At 63.6% G+C, this 14,651-nt stretch carries 14 protein-coding genes and 1 pseudogene; 3 read left to right on the top strand and 12 right to left on the bottom strand.

The features are described from left to right. Positions 1-45: 45 nt before the first annotated feature. Both MAXJ12_RS38130 and MAXJ12_RS00070 read right to left on the bottom strand, forming a co-directional pair. Complete coding sequence (locus tag MAXJ12_RS38130) at positions 46-219, bottom strand: hypothetical protein (protein WP_008833674.1); 174 nt, start codon at positions 217-219, stop codon at positions 46-48. 123 nt (positions 220-342) lie between these two features. Continuing rightward, complete coding sequence (locus tag MAXJ12_RS00070) at positions 343-543, bottom strand: hypothetical protein (protein WP_139043744.1); 201 nt, start codon at positions 541-543, stop codon at positions 343-345. A 129-nt stretch (positions 544-672) separates the two neighbouring features. Between MAXJ12_RS00070 and MAXJ12_RS00065 the strand changes: the two genes are divergently transcribed. Further along, complete coding sequence (locus MAXJ12_RS00065) at positions 673-855, top strand: hypothetical protein (RefSeq protein ID WP_040584441.1); 183 nt, start codon at positions 673-675, stop codon at positions 853-855. A 4-nt stretch (positions 856-859) separates the two neighbouring features. Here the strand turns inward: MAXJ12_RS00065 and MAXJ12_RS00060 are convergent, their stop codons facing one another. From MAXJ12_RS00060 to MAXJ12_RS00025, 8 genes and pseudogenes are all read right to left on the bottom strand, one after another. After that, the gene (locus tag MAXJ12_RS00060; protein ID WP_008833671.1) at positions 860-1,906 is read right to left on the bottom strand and encodes a UDP-glucuronic acid decarboxylase family protein; all 1,047 of its coding nucleotides are present in this window, start codon (positions 1,904-1,906) and stop codon (positions 860-862) included. 28 nt (positions 1,907-1,934) lie between these two features. Continuing rightward, on the bottom strand, positions 1,935-3,065 hold the full coding sequence (locus MAXJ12_RS00055) for a CgeB family protein (protein ID WP_008833670.1): 1,131 nt from the start codon (positions 3,063-3,065) through the stop codon (positions 1,935-1,937). Next, positions 3,062-4,159 (bottom strand): CgeB family protein, encoded by a 1,098-nt coding sequence (locus tag MAXJ12_RS00050; protein WP_008833669.1) that lies wholly within the window; start codon positions 4,157-4,159, stop codon positions 3,062-3,064. The genes MAXJ12_RS00055 and MAXJ12_RS00050 overlap by 4 nt, the downstream gene beginning before the upstream one ends. Then, positions 4,156-5,286 carry a CgeB family protein gene (locus MAXJ12_RS00045; protein WP_008833668.1) on the bottom strand — a complete coding sequence of 377 codons (1,131 nt, stop codon included), beginning with the start codon at positions 5,284-5,286 and terminating at the stop codon, positions 4,156-4,158. Before MAXJ12_RS00045 ends, MAXJ12_RS00050 begins: the two co-directional genes overlap by 4 nt. A 2-nt stretch (positions 5,287-5,288) precedes the next feature. Then, a complete protein-coding gene (locus MAXJ12_RS00040; RefSeq protein WP_008833667.1) occupies positions 5,289-6,407 on the bottom strand; it encodes a glycosyltransferase family 4 protein in 1,119 nt (372 codons plus the stop codon). Continuing rightward, complete coding sequence (locus MAXJ12_RS00035; protein WP_008833666.1) at positions 6,392-7,684, bottom strand: TIGR04295 family B12-binding domain-containing radical SAM protein; 1,293 nt, start codon at positions 7,682-7,684, stop codon at positions 6,392-6,394. Before MAXJ12_RS00035 ends, MAXJ12_RS00040 begins: the two co-directional genes overlap by 16 nt. Further along, positions 7,681-8,769, bottom strand: a pseudogene (locus MAXJ12_RS00030) (NAD-dependent epimerase/dehydratase family protein); the annotation flags it as partial. The gene MAXJ12_RS00035 and the pseudogene MAXJ12_RS00030, both read right to left, overlap by 4 nt. Positions 8,770-8,816: 47 nt before the next feature. Continuing rightward, positions 8,817-9,923, bottom strand: coding sequence for an NAD-dependent epimerase/dehydratase family protein (locus MAXJ12_RS00025; protein WP_008833664.1), 1,107 nt, complete (start codon positions 9,921-9,923; stop codon positions 8,817-8,819). A 195-nt stretch (positions 9,924-10,118) separates the two neighbouring features. Here MAXJ12_RS00025 and MAXJ12_RS00020 point away from each other — a divergent pair, with 195 nt between their 5' ends. Together MAXJ12_RS00020 and MAXJ12_RS00015 are read left to right on the top strand one after the other, a co-directional pair. Then, positions 10,119-10,682, top strand: a complete 564-nt coding sequence (locus MAXJ12_RS00020; RefSeq protein ID WP_040584445.1) for a DUF1003 domain-containing protein — start codon at positions 10,119-10,121, stop codon at positions 10,680-10,682. A 122-nt stretch (positions 10,683-10,804) separates the two neighbouring features. Continuing rightward, positions 10,805-12,187, top strand: coding sequence for a UDP-glucose dehydrogenase family protein (locus MAXJ12_RS00015; RefSeq protein WP_008833662.1), 1,383 nt, complete (start codon positions 10,805-10,807; stop codon positions 12,185-12,187). 40 nt (positions 12,188-12,227) lie between these two features. Here the strand turns inward: MAXJ12_RS00015 and MAXJ12_RS00010 are convergent, their stop codons facing one another. Continuing rightward, positions 12,228-13,190, bottom strand: coding sequence for a hypothetical protein (locus MAXJ12_RS00010; RefSeq protein ID WP_139043743.1), 963 nt, complete (start codon positions 13,188-13,190; stop codon positions 12,228-12,230). A gap of 270 nt (positions 13,191-13,460) precedes the next feature. Then, positions 13,461-14,453, bottom strand: a complete 993-nt coding sequence (locus tag MAXJ12_RS00005) for a YihY/virulence factor BrkB family protein (RefSeq protein ID WP_085983837.1) — start codon at positions 14,451-14,453, stop codon at positions 13,461-13,463. Positions 14,454-14,651 lie beyond the last annotated feature (198 nt).

Genomic DNA, 14,651 nt, shown 5'->3' with positions numbered 1-14,651 from the left:
TTTTGCTGGAGGTCAAGCGGCAACTATGATCCGGTGCTCTGCGGCCTATGACCGTTTGCTGCTTTCTTCGTCGTAAAGCCGGCGGGTGGCCGCATCGCGCTCACGCTTTTCACGCGGCGAAAGCCGGCGGCGCGCCAGCAGGGCGTAGGCAATGATGGCGCCCAGGACCACCGGACCGAGCACCGTGGCGAACATCCAGATCGGTTCCGTGTCGAACATCGGCGTCTCCTTCGAACCAAAACCGCCCGCCGGCCCGTTCGTTCCGCTTCAGAGCGGCGTGGGCGACACAAATCCCCGCCGCCCCTCGGGCAAGACGATGCGCTCGTGTGGTGGAAAGGCGCGCTAGTGAGCCGCGCCGCGCGACTGGTGCAGCAGGCGTCGCCGCCGGTCGAGCAGGTTCAAAAGGTCGGCGAGATCGGTGGCCTCGTCGCTTTCGATATCCACCAGCGGATGGGCGAACCAGCGCGCCGGCTGCCCGGTGAACTGGTCGATCACGTCGGCGGACAATTCGTGCCGCACCACGGCTCTGTATCTTCTCGGCATGATTCCGAATCCCGGTTCTGGCAGTCCAACGGCAAAGATTCGGCAATTGTTCCGTATGTTTCATGGCGGATTCGGAACAAGTGACCCGCTCATAGGTTGGCCAATCAGAGAACCGAGCGGGAGCGCGCCATGCGCAAGAATGAGGTCAAGCGAGCGAAGCAGATGGCGGCCGAGGCAACCGAGGCTTATTTGCGGCGGTCATCCATATCTTTCCTGGAATGCGCCATCCACCTGATGGCGACGCATATCAGCGTCGACGAGATCGCCGAGATACTCGAAGAGGAAGCGCGCCAGCTGAGGGAGTTCGGATAGCCGGCTATTCGCCCGCCTGAAGCGTCACGCGGCCTCCCGTGGTCGCGACGCCGAGCTTCCGCCGGCTCCGGCGAGAGGGTGTCCGGCTGAGAGTCGTCTCGAACCACGACACGGTTTCGCGCAGGCCTTGCTCCAGCGCCACCCGCGGCTGCCAGCCGAGAAACTTTCTGGCCCGCCCGATATCGGGCCGGCGGCGTTGCGGATCGTCCGCAGGCAGCGGTCCGTATGCGACCTTCGAAGATGTCGGGATCAGGGCCAGGACCATTTCGACCAGTTCGTTGATCGAGAACTCGCCGGGATTGCCGAGATTGATCGGGACGCGCGGATTGGGATCGGCTTCCATCAGCGCGATCAGCCCCCGTACAAGGTCGGATACATAGCAGAACGACCGCGTCTGTTCGCCGCTACCATAGACGGTCAGCGGTTCCCCCTTGAGCGCCTGCACGATCAAATTGGAGACGATGCGCCCATCATCGGCCTGCATACGCGGACCATAAGTGTTGAAAATGCGCGCCACGCGCGCGTCGACGCGGCCGGCGCGCAGGAAATCGAAACAAAGCGCTTCGGCGGCGCGCTTACCCTCGTCGTAACAGGCGCGCGGGCCGGTGCAGTTTACATGGCCGAGATAATCCTCGCGCTGGGGATGCTCCTCGGGATCGCCATAGACCTCGCTGGTCGACGCCTGGACGAAGACAGCGCCATGCTCCTCGGCGAGCGACAGAAGATTCTTGGCGCCGACGACGCTGGTCATCATCGTGTGCACCGGATCGGCCTGGTAACGCTGAGGCGAAGCCGCGCAAGCTAGATTGAACACCCAATCGACTGGACGCGGCAAGGAAAGCGCGTCGCATACATCGTGCTTCACAAGTTTGAAGTCGGGGTGGTTCTGGAGCGGCGCCACGTTGCGAAGCGAGCCTGTCAGGAAACTGTCGACGCAGATCACGCTGTGTCCGGCCGCCAGCAGAGCATCGCAAAGATGCGAGCCGACGAAACCGGCGCCGCCGGCAACCAACGCAGTCCTTGTCCTGAGCCGTCCGTTGCCGCCATGCATGCTGCTTTTCCTTCTCACCAAGGCCGCCTTACGCCACGCTTTCGGTCAATCTGCCGGCAATTTCCTGCGGAATCCGCAGGCGCTGCCTGTCCGATGCAAAATGGGCGACGAGTTCACGCGCCCGGACTTCGGCCGTATGCGTTGCCATCACACGCGCCCGCGCGGCCCGGGCAATCGCTTCCCGCCTGGTATCGCTTGTTTGCGTAAGCGCGGCGATGACATCATCCGTCGAGCGGGCGATAGTGATCGCTTCGCCGTCCGGCAGCAGCCGGTCGAGACCATTCCAGAAATCGCTGATGATCGGCGTGCCGCAGGCGGCGGCCTCGAACAGCCGGACGCTTGGTGACCACCCGGCCTCGATCATGTCGGCGCGCGTGACATTGAGGGTGAAGCGCTGGCGGCTGTAGAAGGAGGCGTGCTTCGCCGGCGGCAAATGCTCGATCCGCTCGACATTGACCGGCCAGACAATGTCGAGCGGATATTGCGGGCCTGCGACGACGAAGCGCCTGTCGGGAAGACGCCGGGCGGGCTCGATCAGCAGGCGCTCGAGCGCCGGCTGGCGGTCGGGGCTGTAGGTGCCGATATAGCCGAGATCCCACTCGACCGGCTCGCCGGTGGCGCGGTACTGCCCGGCATCCACCGAGCAGTAGAGGGGCGCGGCGTTGCGGGCGCGGAATTCGGCTTCCAGCCTGTCGAGCACCGGCCCGCCGGAAAAGGAGAAATAGGTGTCGAACAGCGGGACCTGGCGGCGTGCCAGATATTCCTCGTCATTATTGGCGAGCTTGGCCAACGTGACCGGCGTGTCGATGTCGTAGAAGAACAGCGGGCGCCCTGACCGGACGGCCGCGACGGCATCGATGATCTGTACGCCCTGTGGTACATATGAGCCCACGATCACCGCATCGGCGTCGTTCAAAGCTTTGGCGAACCGGCTCGTCATGTCCGATACACCGTCATAGTATTTCAGGACGCAGAAGTCGGGATCCGGCAGATCGCGGCTGTCTGCATACCAGGGAACATCACGTTCCAGGAACAGAACCGAGTGGCCTAAGGCATGAAGGCCGCGCAGCAGGCTGCGGAACGTGGTTGCGTGGCCATTTCCCCAGGATGAGGAAAGGGAAAGCCCGATAAAAACTATGTCCAGCGACCGGTTCTTCATTCCGCCGCCTCCACCACCGCCCTGCCGGCGAAGCTCCGGAAGATGCGATCCGCGTCGGCGGCCCGGTGCGCGTAGGTATGCTCGCGCAGGACGCGCTCCAGGGCGCGTTGCCCGATGTCGCGGGCGCGCTCCGGCGAAAGCTCCTGCAGCAATTCCTGGACATCCTGACCGTCACGAGCGACCAGTATTTCTTCGCCGTCCTTGAGAAACAGGTCTATCCCGGTCCATGCATCGGTGATCATACAGGCGGCGGCGCCTGCCGCCTCGAAAACGCGGGTGGCCGGCGAGAAGCCGTTCTCAGCCATGCTGGAGCGGCTGATGTTGAGCACCGCCTTGGGTGTCGAGTTGAAGGCGTTGTGGTCGCGGGTCGGGACGTGACCGATATAGTCGACATTCGCCGACATCGGCTTGTCGCCCCAGCCCGCGCCGCCGAGGACGAACTTCTGGCCGGGCAGCCTCGCGGCAGGCGCAAGGAAGAAGCTTTCGACCCGTTCCTCGCGGTCGGGCAGGCGGTTGCCGAGGAAGCTCAGATCGGCGGAAAAGCGTGGATCTGGCTCGGTGGGATGATGGGTCTCGGGGTCGAGCGCATTGTAGATCGGGATGCATTCCGTCGCCCCGATCTGCCGGTAGTCGTAAACGACGGGATCGCCGCCGCCATAGGTCAGCACGAGATCGATGCGGCGCTTCAGCGCCCGATGCATCGGATGAGCGGGATCGGCGCGCAGCTCTGCCAGCGTTGCCGGCGCATCGACATCCCAGAATATCCTGAGCGCGCCGGGATGGGCCCAGGCCAGCGAGTGCTCGAGCAGCGCAGTATCCTCGAAACCGACGCCGCTCGCCTTCACGACGATATCGGCGTTTGCCGCTTCCCGGGTCACTTCCCGCAACGCCTCGATCGTGCCGTCATAAACCACGACCTTGCACCAGTCGGGCGGATCGATGTCGCGATGCTTCTGGCGGTCATAGACATCGGGCTCGTAGAAGGTGATGTCGTAGCCGCGCGCCGCAAGCGCTTTCAGCAGGCCCCGATAATAGGTCGCCGCCCCGTTCCAGTACGATGAGAGCAGGCTGGAGCCGTAAAACGCAATCTTCATTGTGCAGCTTCCTTCGGCGCAAGTTGATCGATGACGCGAGCCGAACCGTGATCGGCCAGGATGGCGAGCAGTTCGTCGACGCGGTGGCGGCAGGTATGCCGCGCGCGGATTGTCTCGAGGCCGGAGGCAGCCAAAGCGGCGGCCATGGCCCCGTCGGAGAGCACCTGTCGCAGAAGCGCAGTCATTTCCACGCCGCTACGCGCGAACAGGAAATCCTCGCCCGGCCGGAGCAGGCCTTCCGCATCGTCCCACGGCGCCGATATCAGCGGAATGCCGCAGGCCAGAGCCTCGAACATCCTGATCGTTGGTATGCCGGGCAGTGATTCCACATAGGGACGGCGCGGGATGTGCACCGTCACCTGGTGTTGCGCGAAAGCCAGCGGCACGTCGGCATTGGCGATCCAGCCGCGGTAACGCAAACCGGCGCCGCGAAGAGCGGCCAGCGCCTCCTCCGGGTAGCGGACGCCACAGACCGTCCCGTCTATGCCGAGTTCAACGACCGGCCTGATCAGGAACGTTTCCAGTTCGGCGGTGCGCTCGTCATCGCCCCAATTGCCTATCCAGACAAGATCGCTGGTCTTCTCGACATCCGGCAATGGCCGGAACAGCCGGTCGTCGGCCGCTTCGTGCCAGGTAAACACGAGCCGGCCCCAGCCGGCATCGAGATAGCGCTGCCGCAATGTCTCGCCGAAGGCGAGTATGCCGTCGTAGTCCTGCAGGATCAGGTCGGCGATGGCGCGCTGCTGCGAGACAGCGCGGTGGTGCGTGTCGTGAAAGAACAGGGTGAACCTGCCGCCATTGCGACGGATGCGACCGATCCGCGCGACAAGCTCAGGCTCCGTCCACTCATGCACGATCGCCACATCCGCATCGTGCAACGATGCCTCGTGGTCGAAATCCGGGCCATAGCTCTTTGAAACCAGGCCGGGGAAATCGCGGCGGAAGCGCTCGACTGCGAGCGGGCCGCGCTCCGCCACGAGATTCTGGCGGCTCCAGGAATCCTCGGGTTCGAGAGCGATTGGGTTGTGGCCGCGGGCGATGAGGTCGCGCATTACACCACGCAGGAAGTGCGCGTTGCCGTGGTTCCAGTCCGAAACCAGCGAGTGGGTGTAGAAGACAAACCGCATCGCTACACCGCCACGCCGAGCGGAAACGCCGAGTGGGCCGCCGCCTCATAAACGCGAAGCACCGCAGCCGCTTGCGCTTCCGGGGTAAACCGGCGCGATCGGGCAAGCGCCTTCGCGCCCATTTCCATGCGCAGTCCCTCGTCGGCGGCGAGCAGGTTGACCGCGTCCGCAAAAGCATCTGGCCGATGCGGGTCTGCGAACAGCGCCGCGCCGTGCCACAGTTCGCGATAGGTCGGGATGTCGGACAGGACCAGCGGCGTCTCAGAACGCGCGGCCTCCAGCGCGGCGAGGCCGAAAGGCTCGTAGAGCGAGGGCGAGACGAAGATGCCGGCGCCGGCCATCAGCGACCGAACTTTTGCGTTCGAAGCCTCGCCGATTTGCCTGACACCGTCCATCGACACGAATTGGCCGGCGGGGCCGGTCGTCGGTCCGGCAACGACTAGCGGCCACGCCATTGCCGCGGCGGCTCTGCCGAGCGCCTCGCCGTTCTTGCCCTCGTCCCACCAACGCCCGGCGGCGAAGACGAAGTCTTCTCTGGTGACAGTGACCGCCGGCGAATGGTCGGTCACCGCATTGGGAACAACCGTGAGGCGCGGAAGCGACCCATAGCAGGCGCAAAGCATGTCTGCATGGCTGCGGCTCGGCGCCATTACGGCGTCCGCCCGGTCAAAGCCGGCGCGGTTGGCCCCTTGCTGCCAAGCCCACCCGTCGGGGACCGGCGCGCCCCGCACTGCCTGGAACCAGGTAACCACGCATGAATGGGAAACCGCCACGACCGGGCAGGAGACTTCGAGCCCGCGCGCCTGCGACGGCAGATTGAGATGGATGAGATCGATCTGGCGCCTGTCGGCCATCCGCGCAACGAGCCGCGGCAGCGCATCGAGTTCCGATTCATCCCTCGCCATCCAGTCGAGCGGTGCGTCGAGCCACTCGAGGGTTCCGATCGCCATTGCCTCGCTCTGCTGATCTGCCGAGGGAGCGGGCCCGAGACCTGCGAATACAGTCTCGACGCCCTCAGTTCGCAATGCAGCCGCCAGATCCATGGCATAGCGCCAGACGCCGCCCACGGCGTCGATCGTCATCAAGATTCGGCGCGGCGGCATGGTCAGACCCTGCAGCATTGCTGTTCCAGGACCGGCAGAGGCAGAGGCTGCTGCTCCTGGATATCGCTGAAGGCGTCGAACGAGGCGAGATAATGATCGTGGGCGCGCTCCCAGGCGCGGTCGTCAGGCTCGCCCCATATTTCGCGGTAGCTCGGCGAACTCGGATAGGGATAGAGCGGCACCGGGTCGTTTGCCCACACGCCATTGGAGATGAGGTGCTTGCGCCAGTAGTCGACGAGCGACTTCTCGTCCTGCACCACGCCGATCAGATTGGCCTGGACGAACGGCACATGGCGGCGCGCCTTGATCAGCAGTTCAGCCAGTTCCTCCGTGCCGAGGCGGCAGCGCTTGGCCAGCATTTCGCGGCCTTCGACCGTAAGGCTTTCCAGCCCGGCTTCGACGGACACGCAGCCGGCGGCGCCGAGCAGTTCGAGCAACTCCGGTTTCCAGAGATCGATCCGGGTCTGCACGCCGAACTGGACGTTTCGATCGACGAGGGCTTCGAGAAGCGCCTTTTGCGGCAGAAAGATCTCGTCGATGAAATAGATGTAACCGACGCCCTGCGCGATCAGCCCGTCGATCTCCTCCATGATCGCGTCGTGATTTCGCCGCCGGTAAGCGTCGCGGAAATCGATCTTGGCGCAGAAGCTGCAATTGTACGGGCAGCCGCGCGAGGCCTCGACCTCGGCCCCGAGGCCGTGCGGCTCGCTATCGAAGCGGTGATGGTGGTGGTCGTGATTGGCGAGCCATCCCGCCGGCCATTTCAGCGCCGGATGGTTCACGAACGAACTCGCGTGGATGGGTCCGTTCACGACAATTCGGCCATCCTTGAGGTAGGCAGTCGAGGCGATGTTGCTCCAATCGCGGGTGGAGGCCAGTTCGGCGACCACTTCCTCGCATTCGCCGCGGACTACAATGTCGACGCCGAGCTTGCGCAGCGTCGGAGCGGGTGTCGCCGAGGCGTGCGGGCCGACCGCCACGGTCGCGCCGCCGCTGTCGCCCAATGCCGACAGGAATTCCGCGGGCACGCGCAGTTCCGGTGGCGCGCAACGCCAAAAAAGGTAGGTGGGGGCGGTCGTGACGACGGTGAAGTCAGGCGAGAAACCCGCCACACGGGATGCGAGCGCCCGATTGTCGAGGTGCTGCAACTGCCCGTCGAGCATCAGCACCTCATGCCCGTCGCCTTCGAGAAGCGCCTTGCAATAACCGAGCTCCAGCGGCAGATGCGGATGGCGGCATCCGAAATAAATGCTGCCGTCATAGGTCCACGATGGATTGACCAGGGCTGCTCTCATGCGGTGATCCTCCGCTCGGGAATGGCCCTCACTTCGGGCGTGATGCGGTTCGTCTCCAGCCAGCGCGCCAGATCGCGCACGCCCTGGCGCCAGCCGACCCGCGGCTTCCAGCCAAGGGCCGACTGGATCTTGCGGGTGTCGGCGACGAAGTAGAACTGGTCGCCCTGCCGCCAGTCCCCGTATGTCACGCGAGTGTCGCTGGCGGTGATGCGGTCGATTTCGCGCAGGAGAAGACGCAGGCTGACGGCATTAAGGGGCCCGCCGCCCAGATTGAAGGCGTTGCCCCTGACCGAGCCGATGGCGTCCAGCACTGCCCGGTACGCCGCGACCGCATCGGTGACATGCAGTATGTCGCGCACCTGCTTGCCATCGCCATAGATCGAGATCGGCCGCCCCTCGAGGGCACGGATGAGGAAATGCGCCACCCAGCCCTGGTCCTCGGTGCCGAACTGGCGCGGCCCGTAGATGCAGCTCATGCGCAGCACGGCCGTGGGCAAGCCGTAGCTCTTCGCATAGTCGAGCACATACTGATCAGCGACGCCCTTGGAGCAGCCATAGGGTGTGCAGAAATCGAGCCCACGGGTCTCGGCCACCCCGAAACTGCGGACGGCTTCATCGGCGGGAATATAGCGGTCATCGATCTCGATCATGGCCATGTCGTCGAGACCGCCATAGACCTTGTTGGTGCTGGCGAAGATGACGGGAACTCGCCTGCCGCGCTTGCGCACCGCTTCGAGCACATTGATCGTGCCGCGGGCATTGACCTCGAAATCCTCCAGCGGATCGGCGAGACTGGTGGTCACTGCGGTCTGTGCGGCCAGATGAAACACCGCCTTGGCATTTGCGAAGGCAGGCTCGATCGCAGCGCGATCTCGAATGTCGGCGACAAGCGGATGCACCCGGGCGCTGAAGCGCTCCTGCAGCCACGCCAGATTCTGGTCAACGCCGGGGCGGCTCAGATTGTCCACAACAACGACGTCCTCGCCATCGGCCAGAAAACTCGCTGCAAGGTTGGAGCCGATGAAGCCGCTGCCGCCGATGACGACGACAGGCGCAGCCTTGCCGATCGTCGCCGGCTTCGCCAGCACGCCAGCCGCGGCATCTCCTTCCGCGGAGAGGGAACGCTGTTTCGTCATGAAACCAGGCCCCGTTCTTCGAGTTGCCGCTTCATCTCCGCCCCGCGATCCTCCGCGCAGGTCTCTCCCACCCACTCCGCCAGTTCGCCGAGCGAATTCTCCAGCTGGAATTGCGGCGCGAAGCCGAGCAGTTCGCGCGCCTTGGAGATATCGGCGAAGCAGTTGCGTATGTCGCCGGAACGGGCCTTGCCCAGAATTTCCGGCTTGATCTCCGGCACGCCCATCGCTTCGGCCAGCAGCGCGGCTACCTCGCTGATGGCGTATGCCTGGCCGCTGCCGACATTGATCACATGCCCGCGCGCCTGCGGCTGTTCGAGAGCGAGCCGGAACGCCCGCGCGACATCCTTGACGTGGACGAAATCGCGGCGCTGGCGGCCGTCCTCGAAGATCATCGGCGGCTGGCTGTTTGCCAGGCGGGAGGCGAAGTTCGCCAGCACGCCTGTATAGGGATTCGACAGGGCCTGGCCGGGGCCGAAGACATTGAACAGGCGCAGGGCTACAGCATCGACGCCATAGGCCTCGCCAAAGATCAGCACCGCCCGCTCCTGCGCGTATTTGGTCAACGCATAGATGGAGGCGAGATCGACCGGCTTTTCCTCGTCGGTCGCCACCGGCGTCAGCCGCTCGCCGCCGGGGCCGACGAGATCCCACGCGCCGGCCTTGATACGGGCCTGCTGCCGCCGGGCATTGCCGATGCGCCTGCCGTCAGGCGTCTCATAGAGCCCCTCGCCGTAAACGCTCATCGACGAGGCTACGACGATGCGCTGGACGGGTTTGCGGATCAGCCCTTCGAGAAGAACCGCCGTAGCAAGGTCGTTGCCGCCGACATAGCGCGCGATCTCGTACATGGACTGCCCGACGCCGACCTCGGCGGCCAGATGCACCACACCATCGACGCTGTCGAGCGCGCCGTTGAGGGCATCCGCGTCCCGCAAATCGGCCCTTACGATTTCGACATCCGGCGCACTTTTGGCCGCGGTCTTGCCGTGGACCTGCTCGATGAAGCTGTCCAGTACGCGCACTTCGTAATCATTGGCCAAAAGTTCGTCAGCTACATATCGACCGATGAAGCCGCAGCCACCGGTAACAAGGATCCGCTTCAAGAAATTGCTCCTCGAACATTCCGGATGAAAATACCGGCTCCGAACTGCGAGTTCCCGAATATGTTCCCGGCATCCTGTCCGAGGGTGATCGACTGCAATCACCGCGCGCAATTCCACGGCTGGACGGCGGCCTGCACAGACGCAACCGATTGCCCGCGAGGCAGTTAGGTGCTTTATCCGAACGACAGGCACACCATGCAGCGCTCCAGATCCAGCAGTCGGCAACCGCCAGGGCGGTCTCGGGAGGAGGCCGCGAAACTCGGTTCCGCGCTCGAACACAATATCCGCGCCATGGTGCGGCGTCGTGATCGGGAAGCGGCAACGGCCGGCTTTCAGGAGCGTCTGGCCGAAATCATCACCGCCTTTACCGGAAGCATGACTTTCGTTTATCTCCACCTGGCTGCGGTCACCTTCTGGATCGGCGTGAACACAGGCTGGCTGCCGGTAATGGAGCCGTGGGACCCCTCGTTTGTCATCCTGGCTATGACTGCTTCGGTCGAGGCGATTTTCCTGACCAGCTTCGTTTTGATCAGCCAGAACCGGATGGCGGAAAACGACGACCGGCGCGCAGACCTCAATCTTCAGATCAGCCTTTTGTCCGAGCACGAAGTCACGAGACTGATCACCATGGTGTCGGCGATCACGAACCATCTCGGTCTTTCCGAAACGATCGGCCCCGAATTGGACGAGTTGCAGAAGGACGTCGACCCCGAAACCGTCTTGGATGAAATCGAGAGTTCGGAGCAGTCGCGCGACTAATCCGGCGAGCCGGGCGAAGCCAGCTTTTCGGGGACTTCCATCCACCCTTGCGGGAACAGATGAGGCCCAGGATTGTTGGGAGGGCCGTTTTAGTATCGATTTCACAGACGCAGGAAAAACACATGAAAGTGGTGATGATCGGTGCAGGCTATGTCGGACTGACCACAGGCGCCTGCCTGGCAGAACTCGGCCATTCGGTAACTTGCGTCGATACCGACGCGGCGCGCATCAAAGCCCTCGCCGCAGGCGCAACGCCGATCTACGAGCCCGGCCTGGATGACCTGATCCGCAAGAACCGCGATGGCGGCCGGCTTGATTTCTCGGCCGACACAAAGGGGCCGGCCAGCAGGGCCGATGCGATCTTCCTTGCAGTGGGGACGCCGGCCGGAGCCAATGGCGACATCGATTTGAGCTACATCGAAGCGGCCGCCCGACAGATTGCGCCCGTCATGAAGCCGAACACCGTCGTGGTCGTGAAATCGACGGTTGTCGTCGGCACTTGCCGACGGCTTCGCGAAGTGATCGCCGAGAAACGGCTGGGGCTGGACTTCTCGGTCGCCTCCAATCCCGAGTTCCTGCGCGAAGGCTCGGCGATCGAGGACTTCCTGCATCCGGACCGCATCGTCATCGGCGCCGACGATCGACGCGCAGCCGCCTTGCTTGAAGAACTTTATGCACCGCTCACGCGGCGCCAAACGCCCGTGCTGGTCACCAACACGGCAAATGCCGAACTGATCAAATACGCGTCGAACGCATTCCTCGCGCTCAAGATCGGCTTCATCAACGATGTCGCCGACCTCTGCGAGCAGGTCGGCGGCGAGATTGAGGCGGTAGCCAGGGGAATGGGCCTCGACCGCCGCATCGGCACGAGCTTCCTGTCGCCCGGCCCAGGCTTCGGCGGATCCTGCTTTCCGAAGGATACGCGAGCCTTTGTGGCGACCGGCCGCAAGCACCGCGCGCGCCAGTCTCTCGTAGAGACGCTTGTCGCCAAGAACGAGACCCGCAAGAGCAGCCTGGCCCGCCGCGTCGTCGCAGAACTCGGCGACCGGGCGCGGGGCGCGCGAGTGGCGGTGCTCGGCCTGGCTTTCAAGGCAAATACCGACGATGTCCGTGAATCGCCGGCGTTGAGCATCATTCCATTGCTGCAGCAGGCCGGGCTGTCGGTGCGCGCTCATGATCCTCAGGCCGAGGCCAACGCCGCACGTCATCTCAGCGGTGTCGAAATGCATGACTGCCTCTATGCCGCGGCGCAGGATGCCGACGCAGTGGTCATCCTCACCGAATGGGAGGACTACCGCGCGCTTGACTTGAAACGGCTGGCGAAGGCTATGTCGGGCAGCCTGCTGATCGACTATCGGAACCTGTTCACTGCTCAGAAGATCGCGCTGCACGGATTGCGCTATGTCAGTCTGGGCAAGTCCGCATCGCCCAAAGCCGCCGGCGCGGTGGTTTCGAAGGCGTCGAAGCGGCCGGAACTCGCGACGGCAGCGCCGAACCACCTCTGATCCGGCAAGTGCAACTCCTTCGGTGACTTTTAGGCCGGGCTCATTGCGGCTCGGCGGCAGGCGTGTTCGGCTCGGGCGGTTCGACGTCGGCAGGCGCCCTGGTGGCCGGGTGCTCGCTCCCTGGAGTTGCAACAGGAGCCGTGCCGAAGCCGCCATTGATCCACAGAAAAGCGATCAGCATCACGACGGCTATGACCGCTACCACGATGATGCTTGTCATTTCCCATGACCGTTTCATCAGCTTCGCCTCCCTTCCCATCCGAACCGCGGGAGGCGGACGATGTTCCGTGCGGCCCGGCAAGAACGAAATGAAACTTGCGGATTGTGGCTGCCCCTGACGCGGCGCCGGGTCGGGAACTTTTTGGAAAAATATCGGAACATCATCCAAGCGGGTCGGTTTTGTTCGCGCCCCGAGCGGGCGAAAACTCCAACCACAAACGGGATTCATGGACATGATGTACAGACTTATTGCAGCTTCGATGCTTACGCTGGCGCTGGGCACAAGCGCCATTGCGCAAAGCAGCACGACCGGGACCAGCGACACGTCCGGCGCCACCACGGCAACCCCGGGGGCGACCGACACGATGATGATGACCGAAGCCGACAAGGAGCTGACCAGCGATTGGTCAGGCCCGATCGCCGACGCCTTCTTCGCCGACGCCTCGAAAACCCAGCTCAAGAGCCAGGATGAAATCAAATCGAGCTGGTCCTCGCTGAGCACGGAACAGCAGGCGCAGGTCAAGCAGGATTGCGCCACGGTCTCTTCGGCCACGGCCTCTGCTCCCGACACAGGCACGTCGACGGACACGACCGCTTCAACGACAACAACTCCGTCCGACAGCACGGCCTCGGATACAACGACAGGCACAGGCACGTCGACGGACACGACCGCTTCAACAACAACTCCGTCCGACAGCACGGCCTCAGGTACAGCTGGTACGTCAACGGATACGACGGCTTCGACCACACCCGACACCAGCGGCCCGGCCGCCGGCACGTCCACCGATACTACGGCCTCGACGACTACCGGGACGACCGGTACGGACACGACCTCGTCCGATATGGCCGCTAGCGGCACGGCAGGATCCGGCACCTACAGCACTGCAATGACTGAGCTCTGCTCAATGGTCGAATCGATGTAAGTGGACGACCATTGTCTAATCGGTGTTGGAGTCCCTCACTCTGGGGCTCCAACTTTGATTAGCCGCATGATTTCCGCGAATGGAGCCGTTCGACATTTCCATAGAGCACGCTGACATTCGCCGATGGCGGGCTATAGCTCCTCGGCAGTCTTGCCGAGCGTGTCCGCGACCACTGCGCCGCGCTCCCCCATCGGCCTTGAGCGGTCGCCGACGGTCGAATCGCGAGCCGTCTGATGCTCCATCTCGGCGTTGATCTCCGCGCCCACGATCAGGATGATCACCGAAATCCAGGTCCACATCATCAGACCGATCACCGCGCCAAGCGATCCGTAGGTCGCGTTGTAGTTGGCAAAATTCTGCAGATAATACGAGAAGCCCCAGGACGCGGCGACCCAAACCACCGTCGCCATCACCGCGCCCCAGCTCAGCCACCGCCATTTGGGCGGACGCCGGCTCGGCCCGAAGCGGTAGATCAGCGAGATGCCGGTGAGGATCGCCACGAGCAGCACCGGCCATCGGCCGATGGCGATGAGCGTTTCCGCCCAGCCGTCGAGCCGCAGAAAAGCGAGGACCGCAGGCACCACGCCGACCGTCAGGATGAGGCCTATCGCGATCAGCAGCGCGCCCATGGTGAAGGCGATCGACATCAGATTCAGCTTTATGAAGCTGCGCTTTTCGGTCTCCTCATGGGCGATGTTCATGGCGTCGAACAGCGCCTTGACGCCGTTATTTGCGCTCCACAACGCGATCGCCAGGCCGATAACGAAGCCTATTCCCAAGGCCTGCTGGTCTTGCGAGGCGAGCGACTCCAACTGATTTCTGATGATGTCGATGCCGGCCGAAGGCAGCAGGCCTCCGAGATGGGAGACATGCTCGGCCACCGTGGAGGGGTTGGCGACAAAGCCATACAGCGAGACGAAGGCGGCGAGCGCGGGAAAAAGCGCGAGCAGAAGGTAGAAGGTCGCGCCGGCGGCGATCAGAAGAACCCGGTCCTGGGCGACTTCCCGCCAGACGCGCCAGCCAATATCCCACCACCCCGCCAGAGGGATTTCGGACGGCCGGTCGGCATCGCGACCGCGCCCTCTTTCCATTTCCTGCAATTCCGTCTGCGCCGCCACCGCCATTCTCCGGGTTTCGGCCCCCTGCCGCCGCAGAACTCGCAGTGGCCGCATCGGTTGCAAAAAACACGTTTGAGAAGCCAGCGGCTTTATCCGGAAAAAAATCGCCCATTTTAGGAACATCAGGGCAGCCTAATAAGTTCGACCTCGAACAGGAGGTGTCCTCGTATGAACAGTGTCATCTATCTCATTGGTCTTATCGTG

Origin of the sequence: Mesorhizobium alhagi CCNWXJ12-2, assembly GCF_000236565.1 — a bacterium.
GTDB lineage: Bacteria > Pseudomonadota > Alphaproteobacteria > Rhizobiales > Rhizobiaceae > Allomesorhizobium > Allomesorhizobium alhagi.
This window is presented reverse-complemented; position numbering and strand designations above follow the sequence as displayed.

Bases quoted from the DNA above. Each gene is read 5' to 3' on its own strand.
- MAXJ12_RS38130 (WP_008833674.1), bottom strand. From the start codon at position 219: ATGTTCGACACGGAACCGATCTGGATGTTCGCCACGGTGCTCGGTCCG.
- MAXJ12_RS00070 (WP_139043744.1), bottom strand. From the start codon at position 543: ATGCCGAGAAGATACAGAGCCGTGGTGCGGCACGAATTGTCCGCCGAC.
- MAXJ12_RS00065 (WP_040584441.1), top strand. From the start codon at position 673: ATGCGCAAGAATGAGGTCAAGCGAGCGAAGCAGATGGCGGCCGAGGCA.
- MAXJ12_RS00060 (WP_008833671.1), bottom strand. From the start codon at position 1,906: ATGCATGGCGGCAACGGACGGCTCAGGACAAGGACTGCGTTGGTTGCC.
- MAXJ12_RS00055 (WP_008833670.1), bottom strand. From the start codon at position 3,065: ATGAAGAACCGGTCGCTGGACATAGTTTTTATCGGGCTTTCCCTTTCC.
- MAXJ12_RS00050 (WP_008833669.1), bottom strand. From the start codon at position 4,159: ATGAAGATTGCGTTTTACGGCTCCAGCCTGCTCTCATCGTACTGGAAC.
- MAXJ12_RS00045 (WP_008833668.1), bottom strand. From the start codon at position 5,286: ATGCGGTTTGTCTTCTACACCCACTCGCTGGTTTCGGACTGGAACCAC.
- MAXJ12_RS00040 (WP_008833667.1), bottom strand. From the start codon at position 6,407: ATGCTGCAGGGTCTGACCATGCCGCCGCGCCGAATCTTGATGACGATC.
- MAXJ12_RS00035 (WP_008833666.1), bottom strand. From the start codon at position 7,684: ATGAGAGCAGCCCTGGTCAATCCATCGTGGACCTATGACGGCAGCATT.
- MAXJ12_RS00020 (WP_040584445.1), top strand. From the start codon at position 10,119: ATGCAGCGCTCCAGATCCAGCAGTCGGCAACCGCCAGGGCGGTCTCGG.
- MAXJ12_RS00015 (WP_008833662.1), top strand. From the start codon at position 10,805: ATGAAAGTGGTGATGATCGGTGCAGGCTATGTCGGACTGACCACAGGC.
- MAXJ12_RS00005 (WP_085983837.1), bottom strand. From the start codon at position 14,453: ATGGCGGTGGCGGCGCAGACGGAATTGCAGGAAATGGAAAGAGGGCGC.